The sequence below is a fragment of the Falsirhodobacter xinxiangensis genome, from assembly GCF_004959935.1.
In the GTDB taxonomy this organism is placed as follows: Bacteria; Pseudomonadota; Alphaproteobacteria; order Rhodobacterales; family Rhodobacteraceae; genus Falsirhodobacter; species Falsirhodobacter xinxiangensis.
The window spans coordinates 112,786-134,546 of sequence record NZ_SMYN01000001.1 but is presented as its reverse complement, the minus strand read 5'-3'; the positions used below and the strand labels follow the sequence as shown (position 1 = coordinate 134,546).

Sequence of the window (21,761 nt, the reverse complement as noted above, 5' to 3'; positions counted from 1 at the left end):
CCCGCCCGGAGGACCTCGCGAGGCCCTCCGGACCGCCCCGCTTGACTTGCCCCGCGCCCTTTGCCAGAAATTCCTGCGATGGGGTCGTAGCTCAGTTGGGAGAGCGCGTCGTTCGCAATGACGAGGTCAGGGGTTCGATCCCCCTCGGCTCCACCAGCATCAGCGCGGGACTGATCGGCCCCGAGGGGGGCGGACGTGACGGAACTTCTCTTGTTGATTGCCGGGATACTGGCCGGGGCGGTGAACTCGCTGGCCGGGGGTGGGTCGTTCATCATGATGCCGGCGCTGATCTTTGCCGGGGTGCCGCCGGTGCTGGCGAATGCGTCGAACACCTATGCCGCGCTGCCGGGATATGTCAGCGGGGCCTGGGGGTTCTGGCCGTCGATCCGGGCGCATCGGGGGGTGCTGCTGCCCTATTCGGCGGCGGCGCTGGTGTTTGGATGGCTGGGGGCGGAGCTGCTGCTGGTCGTGACGGAGGAGCAGTTTGCGGTCGTCGTGCCGTGGCTGATGCTACTGGCGGTCGGGCTGTTCGCGTTTGGCGGCAAGGTCAGCGCGGTTCTGCAAGGGCGGGGCGCGGTGGTGCTTTGGGTGTTTCTGGCTGCCGTCTGCACCTATGGCGGGTTCTTCAACGCGGGGCTGGGAATCTTGCTTCTGGCGTTTCTGGCCACGGCGGGCATGACGGACATCCACGCGATGAACGGGCTGAAGCTGTGGATTTCCGCGCTGGTGGCGGCAGTGGCGGTGGTGCGGTTCGCGCTTGCCGGGTCCATCGTCTGGTATCACGGCACGATCGGGCTGGTCGGGGTGACCATCGGAGGATACGCCGCAGCGCGGCTGGCCCATTTGGTGCCGGTGCGCGCGCTGCGGTGGGCGATCATCGCCTATGGGCTGGCGATGACCGTCTGGTTCTTCAGCCGGCTCTGATCACTCGGCCTTTTGCGCTTCGATCGAGATGCGGACGCGAACCTCGTCGCTGACGGCGGGGGCGAACATGCCGGCGTTGAAGTCCGAACGCAGCAGGGTGGTCGTGGCGTCGAAGCCCAGCCATGCCTTGTTCGCCATCGGGTGGGTGCCCTGCTGGTTCAGCACGGTGTCCAGCACGACTTCTTTGGTCACGCCGTTAAGGGTCAGATCGCCGGTGATGAGCGCGGTTTCCTCTCCGGTGATTTCGATGGATTTCGACACGAAGGTCACCGTCTCGTCCTTGCCCTCGCCGCCGAAGAAATCGGCCGACAAGAAGTGCTGGTCGCGTTCGGCGACGCCGGTCAGCATGGCGGTGATCGGGAAGGTCGCCGTCACGGTCGAGGCTGCGGGATCTTCAGCGTCGAAGCTGATCTCGCCCTCGATGCCGCCGAACATGCCGGTGGTGGTCGAGAAGCCGAGGTGGTTGTAGTCGAACACGATCTGGCTGTGCGTCGGATCGAAGGTATAAGCCTCGGGTGCGGCGAAGGCGGTGCCGGCAGACAGGACGAGCGCGGCGACGGCGGCGGATTTCAGCATCGGGATCTCCGTTATGATTGACGTCGGAAGGGTGCCCGGTTTTGCCGCCCTGCGGCAATTGCCCATGTGCGAACAACGGTTTCGCGATCAGCGCACAACACGTTTCCGCTTGGCCCTTGCGAGGGGCGAAGGGATGTGTATAAAGCCCCATCCTTTCCGCATCACCGGAACCGGCGCAGGCTCTCGTGGATGGGCGGCGGGAAGGGATACGCCCGTCCTATGAAATGCGCCCGAACAGGAGTGCACATGCCGCTTTACGAGCATGTTTTCATCTCGCGTCAGGACTTGTCCAACGCGCAGGCCGAAGGCCTCATCGAACATTTCTCCACGGTTCTCGCAGATAACGGCGGCAAAGTCGTCGAGCACGAGTACTGGGGCGTCAAGACGATGGCCTACAAGATCAACAAGAACCGCAAAGGCCACTATGCCTTCCTGAAATCGGACGCCCCGTCGGCTGCCGTTCAGGAAATGGAACGCCTGATGCGCCTGCATGACGACGTGATGCGCGTTCTGACCATCAAGGTCGACGAGCACGCAGAGGGCCCGTCGGTCCAGATGCAGAAACGTGACGAGCGCGAAGGCCGCGAAGGCCGTGGCGACCGTCCGGATCGTGGCGACCGCGGTGACCGCGGCGGCTTCGGTCGTCGTTGATCTGAAAGGAACATATCATGGCGAACAAACCGTTCTTCCGTCGTCGCAAGGTTGATCCGTTCGGGGGCGAGAACGCTCCGGCGATCGACTATAAAGACACCCGCACGCTGCAGCGCTACATCTCCGAGCGTGGCAAGATCGTTCCGTCGCGGATCACCGCCGTTTCGGCGAAAAACCAGCGCAAGCTGGCAGCTGCGATCAAGCGCGCGCGCTTCCTCGCCCTGCTGCCCTATGCTGTGAAGTGAGGATAGGCTGATGCAAGTTATCCTTCTGCAACGCGTGGCCAAACTTGGCCAGATGGGCGAAGTCGTCAACGTCAAAGACGGCTACGCACGCAACTACCTGCTGCCGCAGGGCAAGGCGCTGCGCGCCAACGAATCGAACATCAAGTCGTTCGAAGCGAAGAAAGCCCAGCTGGAAGCCGACAACCTGGAAACCCGCAAAGAGGCAGAAGCCTTCGCCGGGAAGCTGGACGGTCAGCAGTTCATCGTGATCCGTTCGGCATCCGACGCGGGCGCGCTTTACGGTTCGGTGACGACCCGTGACGTGGCCGAAGCCGCGACCGATGGCGGTTTCACCGTCAACCGCGCGCAAGTGGTTCTGGACCGTCCGATCAAGGATCTGGGCCTGCACCCGGTGACCGTGGTCCTGCACCCGGAAGTCGCGGTGAAAGTCTCGATCAACGTCGCACGTTCGGTCGAAGAAGCCGAACTGCAAGCTTCGGGCAAGTCGATCCAGGAACTGGCCGCCGAAGCCGAAGCCGCTGCCGAATTCGAGATCGCCGAGCTGTTCGACGAAATCGGTGCTGCACAGGGCGACGAAGAAGACGATCGCTGATCCTTTCGGGATCGCGGGCAGGGGCCGCCTCGGGGAACCGGGGCGGCCTTTTGCTTGGAACGCCTGCCTTGCCTGAGACGTTCCGTCATCGGCAGAAGGAGCAAGGCGATGACCGGCAGACCCATGAAGATTGCAGCAGTCGTCGCGCTGGGCCTGATCGCGGTGCTTCGGCGCGACACGCCAGCGCCACCATTGCCAGAGACGGCGACAGGCGCGGTCACCGATCATCCGCTGCCCGAAACCACCCCGCCGCAGGGCCGCGATGCCGCGCGTCCCACCCAGATTCCGATGCGGGGATGGCGCCAGATCGTGATGCGGACTGCCGCTGCCGTCATGGAGCATCGCGTGCTCGCCGTTGCGGCGGGCGTGACCTTTTTCGTGCTGCTGGCTTTCGTGCCGGCACTGAGCGCATTCGTGTCGATCTATGGCCTGTTCGCCGACCGGACGACGATTGCCGAACATATGGGCCTACTGGATCAGGTCTTGCCGGTGGGGTCGATGGCGGTCGTGCAGGATCAGGTGACGCGCCTTGCGACGGCGGGAACGACGGCCATGACCTTCGCGTCGGTGCTGTCGCTGCTGATTGCGCTGTGGAGCGCGAATGGTGCGACGAAGGCGATGATCGAGGCGCTGAACGTCGCCTATGACGAGCGCGAGAAGCGCAGTTTCGTGAAGCTGACGCTGATCTCTTTTGCGATGACGCTGGCGATGCTGGGCCTTGGGCTTGCAATGATCGTGGTGGTGGCGGTGCTTCCGGCGGTGATCTCTTTCCTGCATGTTCCGGGCGAAGGGGCCGCGTTGATGGCGCGCTGGCCGGTGATCTTGCTGGTGATGCTGCTGGTGCTGGGCGGGCTTTACCGATTTGGGCCAAGCCGTGATGCCGCGCGCTGGCGGTGGATCAGTCCGGGGGCACTGGTGGCTGCGGTGGGGCTGGTCGTGTTTTCGATGCTGTTCTCGGTCTATGCCGGCAACTTCGCGAATTTCAACGAGACCTACGGCTCGCTCGGCGCGTTGATGGGCCTTCTGACGTGGCTTTGGCTGGGATCGGTGATCGTGCTGGTCGGCGCCGAACTGAACGCCGAGGCTGAGAAGCAGACCAACCGCGATACGACCACCGGCGCGCCGCGCCCGATGGGCGACCGCAATGCGCGGGCTGCGGATGTCGTGGCGCTGTAGGATGTCGGTATGCTAGAGCTTCGGCGGAGAAGGAGCCCGCCGATGTTCACCACATATCTTGCCCTTGCCGCTGCCATTGCGTTGGAAGTCGTTGGGACGACCTTCCTGCAAAAGTCCGAACAGTTTACCAAATTGGTGCCGACATTGCTGATGGCGGTCTTCTATCTGGGAGCGTTCTGGCTGCTGTCGTTTGCCTTGCGGACCATGCCGGTGGGCGTCGCCTATGCGATCTGGAGCGGTATGGGTATCGTGCTGATCTCGCTGATCGGGGTGTTCGTGTTCGGCCAGCGGCTCGACGCGCCGGCCATTCTGGGACTGGGCTTGATCGTGCTGGGGGTGCTTGTCGTGAACCTGTTTTCGAAAAGCGTCGGTCATTGAACGCAAAGACCCGGCAGCGCGATGCTGCCGGGTCTCGTTTCTTCAGAAGTCCCAGTCTTCGTCTTCGGTCGCGACCGCCTTGCCGATCACATAGGACGAGCCGGAGCCGGAGAAGAAGTCGTGGTTCTCGTCCGAGTTGGGCGAGAGGGCGGCAAGGATCGCCGGGTTTACATCCGTAACCGAAGCGGGGAACAGCGCCTCGTATCCAAGGTTCATCAGCGCCTTGTTGGCGTTGTAATGCAGGAACTTCTTCACGTCTTCGGACAGACCGACGCCGTCGTAAAGCTCCTCGGTATAGGCTTCCTCGACCTCATACAGCTCGAACATCAGGCTGAAGGCGAAGTCCTTGACGGCCGCGCGTTCGGCCTCCGACACACGCTCCAGCCCCCGCTGGAACTTGTAGCCGATGTAATAGCCGTGGACGGCCTCGTCCCGGATGATCAGGCGGATCAGGTCGGCGGTGTTGGTCAGCTTGGCCCGGCTGGACCAGTGCATCGGCAGATAGAAACCGCTGTAGAACATGAAGCTTTCAAGGAAGCAGCTTGCCACCTTGCGCCGCAGCGGGTCGGCGGCCTTGTAGTGCTTGAGGATCAGGTCCGCCTTCTTCTGAAGGTGGGTGTTTTCCTCGGACCAGCGGAAGGCCTCGTCGATTTCCTGCGTGCTGCACAGGGTCGAGAAGATCGAGCTGTAGCTGCGCGCGTGGACCGCCTCCATGAAGGCGATATTGGTCAGCACAGCTTCCTCGTGGGGGGTGACCGCGTCGGGCATCATCGACACCGCGCCGACCGAAGCCTGCACCGTGTCCAGCATGGTCAGCCCCGTGAAGACGCGGATCGTGAGCTGGCGTTCGTAATCGGTCAGCGTCGCCCAGCTGGGGATGTCGTTCGACAGCGGCACCTTTTCCGGCAGCCAGAAGTTCGAGGTCAGACGGTTCCACACCGTCAGGTCGGTCTCGTCCTGAACGCGGTTCCAGTTGATGGCGCGGGTAGGGGTGCGGCGCACCGGGGACTGGGCGTTCATGGCGATCTCTTGTGCTGGTTTCAGGGCAGCGTCTATCGCGAAGCATACCAAGGAACAAGCAGAAATCTATGATTCTCACAGCTTAAAGTTGCAGTCTTATCAGTAGGTTAGATATAAAAAGACCGGCGGCAAAAAGCCGCCGGTCTTTGAATTTGTAGCATCCAGTGAAGTCAGAGGGTGCAGCTGACGCAGCCCTGAACCTCGGTCCCTTCCAGCGCAAGCTGGCGCAGACGGATGTAGTAGATCGTCTTGATGCCCTTCTTCCACGCATAGATCTGGGCGCGGTTGATGTCGCGGGTCGTGGCGGTGTCCTTGAAGAACAGCGTCAGCGACAGGCCCTGATCGACATGCTCGGTCGCGGCGGCATAGGTATCGATGATCTTTTCCGGCCCGATTTCATAGGCGTCCTGGTAATATTCCAGGTTGTCGTTGTCCATGAACGCGGCGGGATAATAGACGCGGCCGATCTTGCCTTCCTTGCGGATCTCGATCTTGGACACGATCGGGTGGATCGAGGAGGTCGAGTTGTTGATGTAGCTGATCGAGCCGGTCGGCGGGACGGCCTGAAGGTTGCGGTTGTAAAGGCCGGTGGCCATGACTTTCGCCTTCAGGTCGGCCCAATCCTCGCGCGTGGGCAGGGCGACGTCGAACTTTTCGAACAGCGCCGTCACGGTTTCGGTCTCGGGCAGCCAGTCTTGCTCGGTGTATTTGTCGAAGAAGGTGCCGCTGGCGTATTTCGAGTCTTCGAAGCCGCGGAACGATTCACCATGTTCGACCGCCAGCAGGTTCGACGCGCGGATCGCGTGGAAGGCGATGGCGGCGAAATAGGCGCGGGTGAAGTCGACGCCTTCGACCGAGCCGTAATGGATGCGCTCGCGGGCAAGGAATCCGTGCAGGTTCATCTGGCCAAGGCCGATGGCGTGGGATTCATCGTTGCCGCGGCGGATCGACGGCACCGAGTCGATGGCCGACATGCGCGACACGGCGGTCAGCGCACGGACCGAGGTTTCGACCGTTGCGCCGAAATCCGGGCCGTCCATCGTCTTGGCGATGTTCAACGAGCCGAGGTTGCAGGAAATGTCGGTCCCGAGGTGCTGATAGCTGAGATCCTCGTTGAACTCCGACGCTTCGTTCACCTGCAGGATTTCCGAGCACAGGTTGGACATGGTGATCCGTCCCGCGACCGGGTTGGCGCGGTTCACGGTGTCCTCATACATGATGTAGGGGTAGCCGCTTTCGAACTGGATCTCGGCGATGATCTGGAAGAAATCGCGCGCCTTGATCTTCTTTTTCTTGATGCGCGGGTTGTCCACCATTTCGCGGTATTTCTCGGTCACCGAGATTTCCGAGAAGGGCACGCCATAGACCTTCTGCACGTCATGGGGCGAGAACAGATACATGTCCTCGTTCTTCTTGGCGAGTTCGAAGGTGATGTCGGGGATCACGACGCCCAGCGACAGGGTCTTGATGCGGATCTTTTCGTCCGCGTTCTCGCGCTTGGTATCAAGGAACTTCAGGATATCCGGGTGGTGGCAGTTCAGATAGACCGCACCCGCGCCCTGACGCGCGCCAAGCTGGTTGGCATAGGAGAACGAATCCTCCAGCAGTTTCATCACCGGGATGACGCCCGAGGACTGGTTCTCGATCCCCTTGATCGGCGCACCCGCCTCGCGCAGGTTGGTCAGCATCAGGGCGACGCCGCCGCCGCGCTTGGACAGTTGCAGCGCCGAGTTGATCGACCGCCCGATCGATTCCATGTTGTCTTCGATGCGCAGCAGGAAGCAGGAGATGAGTTCCCCGCGCTGTTTCTTGCCGGCGTTCAGGAAGGTCGGGGTGGCGGGCTGGAAGCGGCCCGAGATGACCTCGTCCATCAGCTGCATCGCCAGCGTTTCGTCGCCCTGCGCCAGCGTCAGCGCCAGCATCACGACGCGGTCTTCGTAACGCTCCAGATAGCGCTTACCGTCCTTCGTCTTCAGCGTGTAGCTGGTGTAGTATTTGAACGCACCAAGGAAGGTCGGAAAGCGGAACTTCTTGGCATAGGCCGCGTCCCAGATGCCGCGCAGGAAGGGGCGGGAATACTGGTCCAGCACCTCGGTCTCGTAATAGCCCTCGCGCACCAGATAGCCGAGCTTTTCTTCCAGCGAGTGGAAGAAGACGGTGTTCTGGTTCACATGTTGCAGGAAGTATTCCTTGGCCGCACGGCGATCCGCATCGAAGCGGATTTTGCCATCCGCATCGTAGAGGTTCAGCATCGCGTTCAGCGCGTGGTAATCCAGCGAGGGGCTCTCTACGGGGCGATCGAGCGTTGCCGTGTCCAAAACGTTTCCAATCCTTGTCTCACGCGCGCCACATCCTCGTCCGTGCCGGAAAGCTCGAAGCGATAAAGGACTGGCACACCACATTTGGCCGCGATGATCTTGCCCGCATGGGCGAAGTATTCACCGAAATTGCGGTTCCCCGAAGCGATAACCCCGCGCAGAAGACATCTGTTCGCGGGGTCGTTGAGGAACCGGATCACGGGTTTGGCAACCGCGCCATTCCCAAGACCGTCTGAATAACTCGGGGTGATCAGAACGTAGGGTTCCGTCACCCGCGTCTCGCCCAGAATTCGCGTGGCGGGCAGGCCCAGCCGATCCACGAACCTTTGCGTATTGCCCGAGCCGGACGAGTAATAGACCAGTCCGGCCACGTCGTCAGGCCAGCGCGCCGATCTTGTCGGGACGGAAGCCCGCCCAGTGGTCGGACCCCGCGATGACGACGGGGGCCTGACGATAGCCAAGGCCCGTCACATGCTCCATCGCCGCCGCGTCTTCGGTCAGGTCGACGACGTTATAGACGATGCCCTTGCTGTCCAGCGCACGCTTGGTCGCGTCGCATTGCACGCAGGCGGGTTTGGAATAAACGGTCACGGTCATCGCTTTGGTCCTATTCGGCGTGGGCGCGTGGTCCGGGGCCGCAAGGGCACCGGGCCAATGCCCGTTGTCACATCATCCGCGAGGATCGTTTGTGGCAGGCATGATCCATACCGCAAGATATGGTGTTCCATGCCAGCCTCGAAAAGGCTTGGCCCAATGAAAATTGGGTTTGTTGCCTCTCCGATGCCTCAACCTCTAGCGGGTTGTCGCGTCCTCGGGGCTATATATAGCGCCCGAGGGGGCGAGTCTGTCAACGCCAGAAAAGCAGGGAAGGGCCGATTTTCTGTGGGCGATGTGTGGATAAGTTTATTATTCCGCAGCGACGGCGTTCGCGCCTGGCGTGTAGTTCAAAATGGGGGACAACCAACGCTCTGCATCCTCCAAGCTCATCCCCTTCCGCGCGGCATAGTCCTCGACCTGATCGCGTTCCACCTTTGCCACGCCGAAATAGTAGGCATCGGGGTGGCCGATATAGATGCCGGACACCGAAGACCCCGGCCACATGGCCAGCGATTCCGTCAGGGTGACGCCGGTGCGGGCTTCGGCCTCCAGCAGGCGGAACAGCGTGGTCTTTTCCGTATGGTCGGGCTGGGCGGGATAGCCGGGGGCGGGCCGGATGCCGCGATAAGGCTCGCCGATCAGGGCGGTTGGGGCGAAATCCTCATCCGGTGCGTAAGCCCACAGCTCCTTGCGGACCATCTCGTGCAGGCGTTCGGCGAAGGCTTCGGCGAAACGGTCGGCCAACGCCTTCACCATGATCGAGGAGTAGTCGTCATTCGCCCGCTCGAACCGCTCGGCGATCGCGATCTCCTCGAAGCCCGCGGTCACGACGAAGCCGCCGACATAGTCGGGCGTGCCTTCGGGGGCAACGAAGTCGGACAGGGCGACGTTGGGCCGCCCGTCACGTTTTGCCACCTGCTGACGCAGGGTGTGCAGCGTGTCCAGCTTCGTCGTCCGCGACTCGTCGGTATAGAGGCGGATGTCGTCGCCGACCGCGTTTGCAGGCCAGAAGCCCACCACCGCCGAGGGGCGGAACCATTTTTCGGCGATGATCTTTTCCAGCATCGCCTGCGCATCGGCATAAAGCCCGCGCGCGGCTTCGCCCTGTTTCTCGTCGTCCAGGATTTTGGGAAAGACGCCCTTCAACTCCCACGTCTGGAAGAACGGCGTCCAGTCGATATAGCGCGCCAGTTCCGCCAGATCCCAGTCGTCCCAATGCTTCAGGCCAAGGAAGCTGGGCGCGGGGACGGTGTATCCGGTCCAGTCCACCTTCACCGCATTGGCCCGGGCCGAGGCCAGCGGCAGGCGCTTCTTCTCAAGCTCTGCCCTTGCGTGATTGTCGGCGACCTTTTTGTATTCCTCGCGGATGCCGTCGATATAGGCGGGCTTCTGCGTTTCCGACAAAAGCGCGCCGACCACGCCGACCGCACGGCTGGCATCGGTGACATAGATCGCCTGACCCGCCGCGTATTTCGGGTGAATCTTCACCGCCGTATGCACGCGGCTGGTCGTCGCGCCGCCGATCAGCAGCGGGATGTCGAAGCCCGAGCGTTCCATCTCGGCCGCCACATGCACCATCTCGTCAAGGCTGGGCGTAATCAGACCCGACAGGCCGATGATGTCGCAGCCCTCGGCCTTGGCCGTTTCCAGAATCTTCGTCGCGGGGACCATGACGCCCAGATCGACGATCTCGTAATTGTTGCAGGCAAGGACCACGCCGACGATGTTCTTGCCGATGTCGTGGACGTCGCCCTTCACGGTCGCCATCAGGATCTTGCCCGCCGACTGGCGTCCTTCGCCCTTCTCGGCCTCCATATAGGGAAGCAGCACGGCGACGGCCTGTTTCATCACGCGGGCGGATTTGACCACCTGCGGCAGGAACATCTTGCCCGAGCCGAACAGATCGCCCACCAGGTTCATCCCGGCCATCAGCGGCCCTTCGATGACGTGCAGCGGGCGGGCGGCGTTCAGGCGCGCTTCCTCGGTGTCGGCGTCGATGAATTCGGTGATGCCGTTGACCAGCGCGTGTTCCAGCCGCTTTTCCACCGGCAGCTCGCGCCACGACATGTCCCGTTCCTTGGCGGGACCGCCGGCCTGACCGCGATACTTCTCGGCCAGTTCCAGCATCCGTTCGGTGGAATCGCTGCGGCGGTTGAGGACGACATCCTCGCAAGCCTCGCGCAGTTCGGCGTCGATCTCCGAATAGACCGCCAGCTGCCCCGCGTTGACGATGCCCATGTCCATGCCGACCTGGATCGCGTGATACAGGAACACGGCATGCATCGCCTCGCGCACGGGTTCATTGCCGCGGAACGAAAACGACAGGTTCGACACACCGCCCGAGATGTGAACATGGGGCAGGGTGTCGATGATCCGCTTCGTGGCGCCGATGAAATCCACGCCGTAGTTGTCGTGCTCCTCGATCCCGGTCGCCACGGCAAAGACGTTGGGGTCGAAGATGATGTCTTCGGGCGGGAATCCGACTTCCTCGGTCAGCAGCTTGTAGGCACGGGAGCAGATCTCGACCTTGCGGTCTTCGGTGTCGGCTTGGCCGACCTCGTCGAAGGCCATCACGACGACTGCGGCCCCATATGCGCGGCACAGGCGGGCGTGGTGCAGGAAAGCCTCCTCGCCCTCTTTCATCGAAATCGAGTTCACGATCGGCTTGCCCTGAACGCATTTCAGGCCCGCCTCGATCACCTCCCATTTCGAGGAGTCGATCATCACCGGAACCCGCGCGATGTCCGGCTCGGCGGCGATCAGGTTCAGGTATTCGATCATCGCCTGTTTGGAATCGATCAGGCCTTCGTCCATGTTGACGTCGATGATCTGCGCGCCGTTCTCGACCTGATCGCGGGCGACTTCCAGCGCGGTCGCGTAATCGCCATTGGTGATCAGCTTGCGGAAACGGGCGGAGCCGGTGACGTTCGTGCGTTCGCCAACGTTGACGAAAGGGATGTCCTTGGTCAGCGTGAACGGCTCCAGTCCCGACAGGCGCATCAGCGGCGCTTGCTCGGGAATTTCGCGCGGCGGGTATTTCGCCACGGCCTGCGCGATCGCGCGGATGTGGTCGGGGGTGGACCCGCAGCAGCCGCCGACGACGTTCAGAAGCCCCTCGCGCGCGAAATCCTCGATCTGGGCGGCCATCGCCTCGGGGGATTCGTCGTATTGCCCCATCTCGTTCGGCAGGCCCGCGTTGGGGTATGCGCAGGTGAACGTGTCCGCCACGCCCGAGATTTCGGCAAGGTGCTCGCGCATTGCCGCCGCGCCAAGTGCGCAGTTCAGGCCGATGGTGAAGGGACTGGCGTGGCGCACCGAATGCCAGAACGCCGTCGGCGTCTGGCCCGAAAGCGTGCGGCCAGACAGGTCGGTGATGGTGCCCGAGATCATGACGGGCAGGCGGACGCCTTTTTCGACGAAAACCTCTTCGCAGGCGAAGATCGCGGCCTTGGCGTTCAGCGTGTCGAAGATCGTCTCGATCAGGATGATGTCGGCACCACCATCCATCAGCCCGTGGATCTGCTGGGCATAGGCGATCCGCAGATCGTCAAAGGAAACAGCGCGATAGCCGGGGTTGTTCACATCCGGGCTGATCGACGCCGTCCGGTTGGTCGGCCCCAATGCGCCCGCGACGAACCGCTCGCGCCCATCCTCGGCGGTGGCGCGGTCCAGCGCGCGACGCACGATCCGCGCGCCGTGGAAGTTCAGGTCATAGACCGCCTCCTCCATCCCGTAATCGGCCTGCGCGATGGTGGTCGAGGAGAAGGTATTCGTCTCCACGATATCCGCGCCGGCTTTGGCATAGCGGTAGTGGATATCCTCGATCGCGTCCGGCTGGGTCAGGATCAGCAGGTCGTTGTTGCCCTGCTGCGGATGGTCCGAATGGTGGTGGCAGGCGCAGCCGCCGCCATGGCCGTGGAACTGATCCTCGCCGAAGCCAAGCTGCTGGATCTGCGTGCCCATGGCACCGTCAAGGATCAGGATACGGCTCCGCGCTGCCGCTTCGAGACGGGCAAAGACTTCGGAACGAACAGGGGCGGGCATGGGCTGATCTCCTCGCGGCCGGGGCTGTTCCTTATAGCGGATACGGCCGCGAGGGAAAGTTCATGCTTTTCATGTTCAAGATGCGCAGCGCGACAATTCAGCCGATGATGCCCGTTCCCAACAGTAGAAGCAGCGTGACCGCAAAGCCCAGTATCCCGGCGGAAAAGGCGAGCGGGGGTTCCTCGTCATGGTCGTGCGACAGAAGAAGGGCAGTGCCCGGATCGTAGGGGACGAACATCATTGATCAATCCTCGACAATGGAATGCATGGCGGAACTGGCGGTGCCGAACGAGCCGGGCGAGACGATCACGCCCAGAAGCACGGCATAGCCCAGAAGGAATGCGACAAGCGGGGAAAGCGTGACGCGCATCAGAACGCCCACCCGCGACGTTGATAAAGCGGTTCGGTCGCGGGGGTCGGCACGAAGCTGCGGCGTTCGCGAAGCGAGTCGCGCAGGGCAAGACCGCGCTGCCACGGGCCAAAGCCGCTATCGACGTTGATATGCCCTGCAAATCCCAGATCAACCAGTTCGGCACCCCAGGCCTTTGCCAGTTTCGATGCGCGGGTGAAGGTCATCCACGGATCGTTGCGGCTGGCGACGACGGTCGCCGGAACCCGCAGCGGGCGTTCAGGGATAGGTGCGAAACGTGCAAGGCGGTCGTCATGGACCGGCTCGGCGGGGGCGACAAGCAGCACGCCGCCGACATCCAACTGCGGCCAACGGGCCAGAAGCCGCGTGATCGCGATTGCGCCGATGCTGTGACCGACAAGGATCGCGCCGGGATGTTGCAGCACGGCGCCTGCGATCTCGGCCTCCCACGCCTCGGGCTGGGGTTTGGACCAATCGGCCTGATCCACCATGCGGGCGGTCGGGTCGGTCATCGCCCACCAATGCTGCCAATGCGGCGCGGGCGAGCCGTCAAGGCCGGGAATGATGAGTGTCTTGGACATGTCATTCTCCTCTGGTTACCCTAAAACCCTATCAGGTTAGTCGTGATAAAGGTTGCCAAAGTTCGGCAGGTCAGGAGAATATTATTCTATCGAAGGCGCCCCTCGATGCGCGGCAGTGCCAGCACCACCGCGATCGCGATCCAGCCGCCGAAGAAGCGGAAGCTGTCGATGCTGACGCCCAGCAGCAGCCAGCCCAGAAGCGTCATCGCGGATGCAAGATAGATGCGCCCGATCAGCGTGCTGGCCGAGGCGCGGCGCAGCGCACGCAGCAGCAAGATCAGGATCGTTCCCAGCCAGATCGCGTAGCCGACGATGCCGGTTTCGGCCAGAAGCCGCACATGCATCGAATAGGTGGGGGGCCACAGATCCTCGGGGTCGATGATGAGAAACTGGCTGACCTCGTAACTGCGCAGGTCGGCAGCGTCGATATAGCTGGGATAGTAGAAGCCATATTGCCCCAGCCCGATGCCGAGGATCGGGTGTTCGTGGAACAGCTTCACCCCCACCCGGATCGAGGCGAGCCGCGTGATGTTCGACGTGTTTTCGCGATCCGTGCCGCCGCCGTCGATGTTGCCGTCCGCGCTGCCGTATTCGATCAGGTTGGCGATGTCGCTGCCCAGCTTTTCGCCCACGCCGGGGATGATGAACAGCACCATAAGCGCGATGCAGCCCGCCGTCACCATATGCACGATCAGGTCCAGCCTGCGGCGCAGCATGACGAAGGCCAGCATCATCATCTGAAGCCCCACCACCAGCATCGCCGTCCGCGACGAGGCCAGCACCGTCATCACCACCACGATCCCGAGGATCAGCACCGTCCCGCGCGTCCGCTTTGTGCCCGCAATCGCGAAGGGGAACAGGAAGGTCAGCATCACCGCCGTCCACGACACTTCGAACGCGGTGGCGCGCAGGCGTTGGGTATAAAAAAGTCCCGATGTGGCGTGGAAGAAGCCCGACAGTGCCTCGTGCACCTGCGCGAGCCCGGGAATGCCATACCAGTATGACATCTCCAGCACGCCGAAGCCCGCCATCACCAGCACGGCGATGAATGCGCCCTTGGTCAGCGCGCCCACATATCCTCGGATGATTGCGTTGTAGAAGACCAGCATCACCATCAGACCGAAGCCGACCGACATGGACTGGGTGATGACCCGCCCCTTGCCGCTGCGCCCTTTGAAATCGGCGGTGGCGATGGTGTCGATATTCGCCCAGATCCCGGCAAGGATCGTGCCCACCAGCGCGATGGCGAATATGGTGAAGAAGGTCGGCACCTCCACCCGGCCCGGATGCCACAGAAGGCACAGGGTCAGCAGCGGAAAGACATAGACGAAGGCGTCCGACGACAGCTCGCCCGCCGGAAGCATGGCGGGGATGTCGTTGAACGCGGTCATCACCACGCAAAGCGCGACAAGGAAGCCGGCAAGCGTCCGGCTGCGCAGGTCGGGCAGGGTCTGGGGTGCCGAAAGCGCGATCATGCTACTTCCACAGCACCGCTTTCGCGCGGATCATCCAACCGAAGGGGATGACCATGAACAGCATCGTCCGCGCCACGCCCAGCCAAGCATGCGGATCGAAGGCCGAGAAGTTGTCCTTCTGCACCCGGAGCCGCGCGATCAGGTTGCGCTTGCGTTTCGCCTGCGTCGTGCCCTGGTCGCTGACGATATATTCGGTCAGCGCCTCGGGGATGTTCGCCAACCGCCATTTGCGGCCCATGCGGACGAACAGGTCGTAATCCTCGGCCGTTTTGTAGCGGTCGGAGTAGAGGCCGATCTGGCGCAGCGCCGCCGTGCGGATCATGATGGTCGGATGCAGCAGGGCGGGGACATAACGCTGCTTGCGCACCATCGCCGCATGATCGGTGGGAAAGCGCAGGGTGAACAGGTATTTGCCGTCATCATCCACGCAGCGCGCCCAGGTGCCGACCATGCCGACATCGGATTCGGCGTCCATCAGCGCCACCTGCCGATCCAGCCGACCCGGAAGCGGCACGTCGCCGCAATCGAGCCGCGCGACATAGGCATAGTCCTGCGCCAGAATACGCTCCAGCCCGGCGTTCAGCGCATGTTCGATGCCCCGGTTCTGCGGCAGGCGCAGCAGCGTCACGCGATGCGGTCCGGCCAGTGGCGCGGCGGCGATCGCGGTCGGCGATCCGTCATCCACCACGACGATATCCAGCGGCAGCGTTTCCTTTGCCAGCGTGGCCAGCGTGCGGTCGAGGCCGGGTTGGTCCTTCCAGACGGGGATCAGGACGCAAACGCGGGCGGTCATGCGCGCACCTTGCGGCGGCGCAGCCCGTCACGGATCAGCCCCAAGGACAGCGCCAGCATCCCGCCGCCCAGCACGCCCAGCGCCAGCAGCACCGGCTTGGGATTCATCCCCGACGGCGCCAGCGGCACGGTCGCATCGGCGAAAAGCTGGACGTTCAACTCGGGCGTCTGCATCTGGCTTTGCAGCTCGCTCTGGTTCAGCAGCAGGCGTTCATAGACGACGGCCTGCGCGGCGGCATCGCGTTCCGCCTCGCGCTGCGTGGCGAAAAGGGCGGCGCTTTCCTCGATCGCGCGGTTCTGCGCGTCGCGGGTCATCCCGCGCGAGTTCAGCGTCAGAAGCTGCACCTGTTCCCGCGCGGTCTGGGCGCGGTGTTCCGCGGCCCGCAGTTTTTCGCGCAGCACCTCCGCCTCGCCCGAGGTGTTGGACAGCATCCGTTCGTAAGTCTCGCGCCGGATCTGGCTGCGATAATCGACATAGGCGCGGGCGATGGCGTTCGACAATTCGGTCGAAACGACCGGATCGGTCGAGGTGACGCGCACGTTCACGACATAGGACCGGCCCGAGTTTTCCACTTCCAGGCTGCGGCCGATGAAGCGAGCGATATGCGCGGCTTCGTCCGCGACGGGGGGCAGCCCCTCTGCCTCGCGCTTCACGAGGCCGGAAAGATCGCGCAGCTTCGTCATCGTTTCGGGCGGCAGGGTTGCCATCGCCCGGCGGATCACGATGTTGGAGCTGATGGTTTCCACGATCGTGCCGGTGGCCGCGCCGTCTTCCAGCCCGGTGATCGGCTCGCCATCCAGTTCGACGATGCCCGAACGGCGTGCGTCGGACACCAGCACCGCTTCGGCGCGGAATCGCTCCGGCATCTTGGAGGCGACGTGGAACCCGCCATAGCCCAGGCCGCCCGCCAAAAGCGCGATCAGCCACCAGTGGCGGCCAGCAGAGGCAAGAAGGTCAAGGGCGGTGAAGGGCTGTTGCGGAGGGGCAGCGACCGGCTGCGCAAAAATCTCCTCCGCTCCGCGACGCGTATGCTGCATGTCGAAATCCGTTTACTTGGCAAAACCGACGCCGTGCGGCGCGGGGAACTGGTTACGGGCAGGAATATGGCAGATTTCTGCGCCGCCGCAAAGCGTCACGATCTGCCACGGCGAAGGAAAGTTGACTGAAGGACCTGAAAACACGGGTTGCACAGGGCCCAAAGCAGCGGTGCATAGAGAACCATGCCGGTCACGACGATCGGAACCAGCAGAATCGGCGCTCCCGAGAACAGACCGCTGCGCAGCCAGAACGCCTCCAACGCGAAGACCATGAGCGTGGCGGCAACCCAGATTCGCAGCACCAGAAGCAGCGCAGGCCACAGGCCCTTTTTCGCGATCGGCTGCATCAGGAACACGGCAAGGACCGCCATCGAAAGCTCGGTCAGGATCAGGGCGAAGCTGACGCCCAGCACGGTGCCCATCCGCGCGGCCGTCCAGATGCCGACGATGGTGACGATCAGGCCAAGCGTGCTGCCGATGATGTTGTATTCAGGCCGGCCCAGAGCGCCGAACCCGGTATAGAGGTATCGGAAGGGGACCGAGATCGCCGCCGCCACGCAAAGTGCGCGCGACAGATCCGCCGCGCCCTCCCATCCCGGTCCGACGACCAGCGGCAGAAGCAGCGGCGCGCAGATCGCGATGCCGAGGAAGACCGGAACGCCGACCGACGCGACATTGGCGACGGTGCGCGCGGCGGTCGCGCCAAGGCGCTGCGGGTCGTTCTGAAGCGGCGCGAGGATCGAGAAGACGAGGTTGTGCCCCACGCTGACGATGGCCGACCGCAGCGGTTCGACCAGGCGCATCGCGATGCTCAGCTGACCAAGCACGGCGGTGCCGAACCAAGCGTTGACGATGAAGGTCAGCGTGGTCGGCATCATCGCGCGGATGACCTCGTCCGTCAGGCGCAGGCCCGAGAAGCGGAAGATCTCGCGGAAACGGCTTCCATCCCAGCTGGGAACCAGCCATGCCTGCCGCCCGCGCAGCCAAAACCCGATCATCGACAGCGCCGGATAAAGCGCGATCGGCAGCATGCGTTGCAGGATCAGCGCGAAGACACCCATCCCCGCCAGCGCTGCGACGATGGCCGCGGCGCAGCCGATCACCGCACTGGCCGCCTGACAGACCGCAATGCTGTCGAATCGTCCCTGACGGCGGCAGATGGCGCGCGCGATGCTGCCCGGACCTTGGGCAATCAGGAACAGCGCCGCGACCGGCATCCAGATCGCAAGCGATGGCACTCCCGACGCGCGGGCGATCAGCGGCCCCGCAATCGCCAGAACGGCGATGATCGCGACGCTGGCCAGAAGCGAGACCAGCAGCGCACTGCGAAGATGCCCCGTCGCAAGGCGCCCACGCTGGGTCAGCGCCTCCTCGAAGGGGGTGCTGACGAAGGTGCCCAGCATCGTCACGACCGTCAGTGCCATCAGCGCCGTGCCGAAATCCTCGGGGATGAGGATGCGGGCAAGGATCGCCGTGCTGGCAAGCTGCGCCGCCAGCCGTATCCCGGCATCGGCTGCCGAAAGGCCGATCCACTTGCCGATTCGCGCCACTTCAGCCTTCCATACGCATGTCGCCCAGCGGCGCGCGGCGGGGGTCGGGGCGGGCGGGGGCGATGCCCAGCATCTCGCGCACTTCCTCGTCCAGCGAGCGCAGCCAATCGCTTGCGGGGTCCGCACCAAGCAGCTTGCGGTCGGGCCGAACGGATCGCACGGCGCGGCGCAGGCGGGCATACCCGTCATGGCCAAGGATCAGGTTCACCCCCAGCCGGATGCTCTCGTGCAGTGCGACGGGCGGGAGGCTGCCGATCGCCAGCGCGCGGAACGCCTCGGGGCGGCGGCCGGAATTGGCCAGACGCCAGACCCGGTCGCGCAGGTAATAGCCGCGGACGGCCTCGGGCGACCAATCGGCGCGCACCGCCTCGAACCAGTCCATCGAACGGTCCACGAGGTCGGGATTCAACGTCAGACGGTCCACGGCATCCGATTCGTCCTTCACGATGCCGGGCACCGGGTCGATGCGGAAGCCGACGCCTGCGCGCCACAGGCGGATGGCGAAATCGCTGTCCTGATTGACGGGAAGTTCGGGGCGGAAAGGATATCGGCGCGCCAGCGCGGTCGGCAGCGTCAGCATGCTCGTCTGGATGCGCCCGCCATCGCGATAGATGAAATCGACCGGCGATCCGTTTCCCGGCCATTCGGGCTGATGGAACGCCGCCAGCCCGTCGCCGGTCTTGAGCATGATGCCCGCGCACATGATCCGGTTTCCCGGCCCGCCCGCAAAGGTGCGGATGCGGTCGAACAGCCCCGGCAGCCAGACATCGTCCGAATCAAGGAAGCTGACATGCGATGCCCGCGCAGCCTCGACCCCGACGTTGCGGGCGAAGGACCCGCTGCGCTTTTCCGGCAGGCGCAACACGCGCACGCCAAGGCTTTCCAGCAGCGCATAGGTCGCCGTCATGTCGATCGAGGAAAAATCGTCGACGACGATGATTTCCGCAGCACTGCCGCATTGGCGCTGGACGGATCGGATCGCGGTCAACAGCCGCCGCGAACGGTTACGGCTTGGAATGACGACGGAAAGAAGGGGGGCGGCAGGTTCTGAAACTCGCAAAATACGGACCTCGGGCAAAACAGGAGGAGGCGGAACTGGTAAACACTTGGCATGAAGCTGCCCCGCCCAAGGTAAAGCGATCACGGCGACGGCACAAGGACCGCCATCGCCCAAAGGCAAGAGCAGGGTTGAAAAAAACTCGATTCGGGTGTTCTGCTTCGCCCGGGGTCGTGATGATCTCTGTTGGTTGGTGACGCGGCAGTAAGAGCCGCAATTTAAAGTGGTTTTTGATATGGACAGCACCGCCGTGACGGGTGCCCCGTTTTTCTCGGTCGTCATTCCGGCGTGGAATCGGCAATCACTTGTCGGTCGCACGATCCGTTCGTGCCTGGCCCAGGATTTTCAGGATTTCGAAATCGTCATCGTCGATGATGGATCGACCGACGATACCCGGGGCGCCGTGCTGGCTTTCGGCGATCCTCGCATCCGTTACATCCGGCAGGACAATGCGGGTGCCTCTGCCGCGCGCAACCGTGGAGGGGCCGAGGCGCGGGGGCGCTATATCGCCTTCCTCGATTCCGATGATGAATTTCTGCCGGGCAAACTGTCCGCTTTCCACGCGGCGATCGGCGTTACCGGGTCGGAGGTCTGCTGGTATTCGCCGCTCTGGTTCCACCGGGGTGACGGGAACCGCCTTCTGAAGCCGGAGCGCCCGATTGCCGAAGGCGAGCGTGTCGGCGACTACCTGTTCGCCTCCGACGGCCTGATGCAGACTTCGACGCTGGTGATTCCGCGGGATCTGTTCCTGAAGGTCGGCTTCGACCCCGCACTGCGCACGCTGGAGGATCTGGATCTTTGCCTGCGGCTGGAAGCGGCTGGCGGCAGGTTCCGCATGGTGCCGGGGGCGCAGGTCGTCTGGTATGACGATACGCCGGTCGGGCGGCTCAGCTATACCGTGACGCCGGATCATGTGCTGCGCTGGGCGCGGGATGCACGGGGGCTGATGTCGCGCAGGGCGCAGGCGGGGTTTCTGGCCCGCCATGCCGCGCCGGGGCTGATGCGCAAAAGCCCGCTGCGGGCGGTCGGAATGCTGTGCCGTGCCGTTGCGACGGGCGGGCTTTCGGCGCCGCGCGCGGGAACGCTGCTGCTGCGCGGGATTGCGCCGGGCGCCTATGGCCGCCTGCGCGACGGGGTGGTGCGGCGGAGGGCGTCGGCATGACCCTGCGCCGCGTCCTGCATGTGACCGAAGCTCCGCTTGGCGGCGTCGTTGCGTATCTGGAGGAGGTTCTGGCCGCGCAGGGCGACAGCCCGCTGGAGGAGGTCACGCTCGTCACGCCTGAAATCAACCTGCCGGCGCTGGACCGCGCAAAGGGCACGCGGCTGCGCCTTGTGCCGTTTGCGCATGAACGCGGCTCGGTCATGGGGCTTCTGCGCCTTGCGCGGCTGACCGTGCGCGAGGCACGGGCGATCCGGCCCGAGGTGCTGCACGTCCATTCCACCTTCGCCGGCGCGATGGTCCGCCTTTGCCGACCGTTGATCCCGCGCCGCACGCGCATCGTCTATTGCCCGCATGGCTGGTCTTTCCTGCGCGAGGGGAAACCCGCGCTGAACCGTGCGCTGGCGCTGGCCGAACGGGTGCTGTCGCTGGGCTGCGACCGCATCATCTGCATTTCCGAGCACGAGCGCGAGGAGGCGCTGGCTGCCGGTCTGCCCGCCCGCAAGCTGGTGGTGATCGACAATGGCGTGACCCCGCGCCCCGCCGCCGCACCGATCCGGCGCGAAGGTCCGCTCAAGATCGCCTTTGCAGGCCGGTTCGACCGGCAAAAGGGTTTCGACACCTATTGCGAGGTGATGCGGCGCCTTGGGGATGCCGCGCGGGGAATCGCCATCGGGCGGGCCATCGTCGCCGCGGATCAGGTCAGCATCCCCCCGAATGTGGAGGTTCTGGGCTGGCAGCCGCGCGAGCGCGTTTTCGATCTTTATCGCGAGGCGGATGTGCTCCTCGTGCCGTCGCGGTGGGAGGGGTTCGGCCTTGTCGCGATCGAAGCGATGCAGGCGGGGACCGCAGTCTTCGCCAGCCGGGTGGGCGGTTTGCAGGACATCGTGCGCGAGGGTGAAACGGGGCGTCTGTTCACGCCGGGCGATGCCGAGGCCATCGCCGCCGCGATCCGCAGCACCACGCGCGAGGCGCTGACGGCGATGGGGCAAAAGGGAACGCTGCGATTCCACGACAGATATACCGCAGCGCGAATGAATTCCCAGATCCTTCAACTTTATATCGAAATGACGGGCAGGGATCTTCCCATTTTGCAAGAACGAATGAATATACGCGACTGTGCTTAGCCATTGATATCAGGAGATTATGCCAATCTCCGATTTGAATGGATTTGGCATCGCGCGATTAATCGCTGCACCTGCGAATAATTGTTTGGCC

22 protein-coding genes and 1 tRNA gene are annotated in these 21,761 nt (G+C 63.6%); 9 read left to right on the top strand and 14 right to left on the bottom strand.

Features of this window, described 5'->3' with window-relative positions:
- The first annotated feature begins 80 nt into the window (after window positions 1–80).
- A tRNA-Ala gene (locus E2K76_RS00695) sits at window positions 81–156 on the top strand.
- A gap of 39 nt (window positions 157–195) precedes the next feature.
- A complete protein-coding gene (locus tag E2K76_RS00690) occupies window positions 196–924 on the top strand; it encodes a sulfite exporter TauE/SafE family protein (protein ID WP_136682345.1) in 729 nt (242 codons plus the stop codon).
- On the opposite strand, the gene E2K76_RS00685 is transcribed toward E2K76_RS00690, so the two are convergent.
- A complete protein-coding gene (locus tag E2K76_RS00685) occupies window positions 925–1,500 on the bottom strand; it encodes a YceI family protein (RefSeq protein ID WP_136682344.1) in 576 nt (191 codons plus the stop codon).
- 246 nt (window positions 1,501–1,746) lie between these two features.
- Here E2K76_RS00685 and rpsF point away from each other — a divergent pair, with 246 nt between their 5' ends.
- The 5 genes from rpsF (at window position 1,747) to E2K76_RS00660 (ending at window position 4,542) form a co-directional block, all read left to right on the top strand.
- Window positions 1,747–2,151, top strand: a complete 405-nt coding sequence (gene rpsF / locus E2K76_RS00680; RefSeq protein WP_136682343.1) for a 30S ribosomal protein S6 — start codon at window positions 1,747–1,749, stop codon at window positions 2,149–2,151.
- A gap of 17 nt (window positions 2,152–2,168) precedes the next feature.
- The gene (gene rpsR, locus E2K76_RS00675) at window positions 2,169–2,396 is read left to right on the top strand and encodes a 30S ribosomal protein S18 (RefSeq protein WP_136682342.1); all 228 of its coding nucleotides are present in this window, start codon (window positions 2,169–2,171) and stop codon (window positions 2,394–2,396) included.
- Window positions 2,397–2,406: 10 nt separating this feature from the next.
- Entirely contained in the window at window positions 2,407–2,988 is a 582-nt protein-coding gene (gene rplI / locus E2K76_RS00670; protein WP_136682341.1) for a 50S ribosomal protein L9, read from the top strand.
- Window positions 2,989–3,096: 108 nt separating this feature from the next.
- The gene (locus E2K76_RS00665; RefSeq protein WP_246032846.1) at window positions 3,097–4,164 is read left to right on the top strand and encodes a YihY/virulence factor BrkB family protein; all 1,068 of its coding nucleotides are present in this window, start codon (window positions 3,097–3,099) and stop codon (window positions 4,162–4,164) included.
- A 9-nt stretch (window positions 4,165–4,173) separates the two neighbouring features.
- The gene (locus E2K76_RS00660; protein ID WP_136682338.1) at window positions 4,174–4,542 is read left to right on the top strand and encodes an SMR family transporter; all 369 of its coding nucleotides are present in this window, start codon (window positions 4,174–4,176) and stop codon (window positions 4,540–4,542) included.
- Window positions 4,543–4,584: 42 nt separating this feature from the next.
- Here E2K76_RS00660 and nrdF read toward each other — a convergent pair whose 3' ends face one another.
- The 13 genes from nrdF to E2K76_RS00605 all read right to left on the bottom strand — a co-directional run bounded on the left by nrdF (window position 4,585) and on the right by E2K76_RS00605 (window position 19,666).
- Window positions 4,585–5,562, bottom strand: a complete 978-nt coding sequence (gene nrdF / locus E2K76_RS00655) for a class 1b ribonucleoside-diphosphate reductase subunit beta (protein ID WP_136682336.1) — start codon at window positions 5,560–5,562, stop codon at window positions 4,585–4,587.
- Between the two features lie 170 nt (window positions 5,563–5,732).
- Complete coding sequence (nrdE, locus tag E2K76_RS00650; protein ID WP_246032859.1) at window positions 5,733–7,814, bottom strand: class 1b ribonucleoside-diphosphate reductase subunit alpha; 2,082 nt, start codon at window positions 7,812–7,814, stop codon at window positions 5,733–5,735.
- Window positions 7,815–7,849: 35 nt separating this feature from the next.
- A complete protein-coding gene (gene nrdI / locus E2K76_RS00645) occupies window positions 7,850–8,251 on the bottom strand; it encodes a class Ib ribonucleoside-diphosphate reductase assembly flavoprotein NrdI (protein WP_136682332.1) in 402 nt (133 codons plus the stop codon).
- Between the two features lie 4 nt (window positions 8,252–8,255).
- The gene (gene nrdH / locus E2K76_RS00640; protein WP_136682330.1) at window positions 8,256–8,477 is read right to left on the bottom strand and encodes a glutaredoxin-like protein NrdH; all 222 of its coding nucleotides are present in this window, start codon (window positions 8,475–8,477) and stop codon (window positions 8,256–8,258) included.
- A 309-nt stretch (window positions 8,478–8,786) separates the two neighbouring features.
- Complete coding sequence (metH, locus tag E2K76_RS00635) at window positions 8,787–12,521, bottom strand: methionine synthase (protein WP_136682328.1); 3,735 nt, start codon at window positions 12,519–12,521, stop codon at window positions 8,787–8,789.
- Between the two features lie 97 nt (window positions 12,522–12,618).
- A complete protein-coding gene (locus E2K76_RS20225; protein WP_169053167.1) occupies window positions 12,619–12,762 on the bottom strand; it encodes a hypothetical protein in 144 nt (47 codons plus the stop codon).
- A 3-nt stretch (window positions 12,763–12,765) separates the two neighbouring features.
- The gene (locus tag E2K76_RS20950; protein WP_281280674.1) at window positions 12,766–12,891 is read right to left on the bottom strand and encodes a hypothetical protein; all 126 of its coding nucleotides are present in this window, start codon (window positions 12,889–12,891) and stop codon (window positions 12,766–12,768) included.
- Window positions 12,891–13,472 (bottom strand): RBBP9/YdeN family alpha/beta hydrolase, encoded by a 582-nt coding sequence (locus E2K76_RS00630; RefSeq protein ID WP_136682326.1) that lies wholly within the window; start codon window positions 13,470–13,472, stop codon window positions 12,891–12,893. The genes E2K76_RS20950 and E2K76_RS00630 overlap by 1 nt, the downstream gene beginning before the upstream one ends.
- 86 nt (window positions 13,473–13,558) lie before the next feature.
- On the bottom strand, window positions 13,559–14,947 hold the full coding sequence (locus E2K76_RS00625) for an O-antigen ligase family protein (RefSeq protein WP_136682324.1): 1,389 nt from the start codon (window positions 14,945–14,947) through the stop codon (window positions 13,559–13,561).
- Between the two features lies 1 nt (window position 14,948).
- Window positions 14,949–15,740: a glycosyltransferase gene (locus E2K76_RS00620; protein ID WP_136682322.1), complete on the bottom strand. Its 792-nt coding sequence runs from the start codon at window positions 15,738–15,740 to the stop codon at window positions 14,949–14,951.
- Window positions 15,737–16,777 carry a hypothetical protein gene (locus E2K76_RS00615; protein WP_136682320.1) on the bottom strand — a complete coding sequence of 347 codons (1,041 nt, stop codon included), beginning with the start codon at window positions 16,775–16,777 and terminating at the stop codon, window positions 15,737–15,739. Before E2K76_RS00615 ends, E2K76_RS00620 begins: the two co-directional genes overlap by 4 nt.
- A gap of 95 nt (window positions 16,778–16,872) precedes the next feature.
- Window positions 16,873–18,327, bottom strand: a complete 1,455-nt coding sequence (locus E2K76_RS00610) for an oligosaccharide flippase family protein (RefSeq protein WP_169053166.1) — start codon at window positions 18,325–18,327, stop codon at window positions 16,873–16,875.
- A 1-nt stretch (window position 18,328) separates the two neighbouring features.
- Window positions 18,329–19,666, bottom strand: a complete 1,338-nt coding sequence (locus tag E2K76_RS00605; protein ID WP_136682316.1) for a glycosyltransferase — start codon at window positions 19,664–19,666, stop codon at window positions 18,329–18,331.
- Between E2K76_RS00605 and E2K76_RS00600 the strand changes: the two genes are divergently transcribed.
- Window positions 19,620–20,546, top strand: a complete 927-nt coding sequence (locus E2K76_RS00600) for a glycosyltransferase family 2 protein (protein ID WP_220432148.1) — start codon at window positions 19,620–19,622, stop codon at window positions 20,544–20,546. The two genes, E2K76_RS00605 and E2K76_RS00600, sit on opposite strands and share 47 nt — an antisense overlap.
- Window positions 20,543–21,670, top strand: a complete 1,128-nt coding sequence (locus E2K76_RS00595) for a glycosyltransferase (RefSeq protein WP_136682314.1) — start codon at window positions 20,543–20,545, stop codon at window positions 21,668–21,670. The genes E2K76_RS00600 and E2K76_RS00595 overlap by 4 nt, the downstream gene beginning before the upstream one ends.
- Window positions 21,671–21,761: the final 91 nt, after the last annotated feature.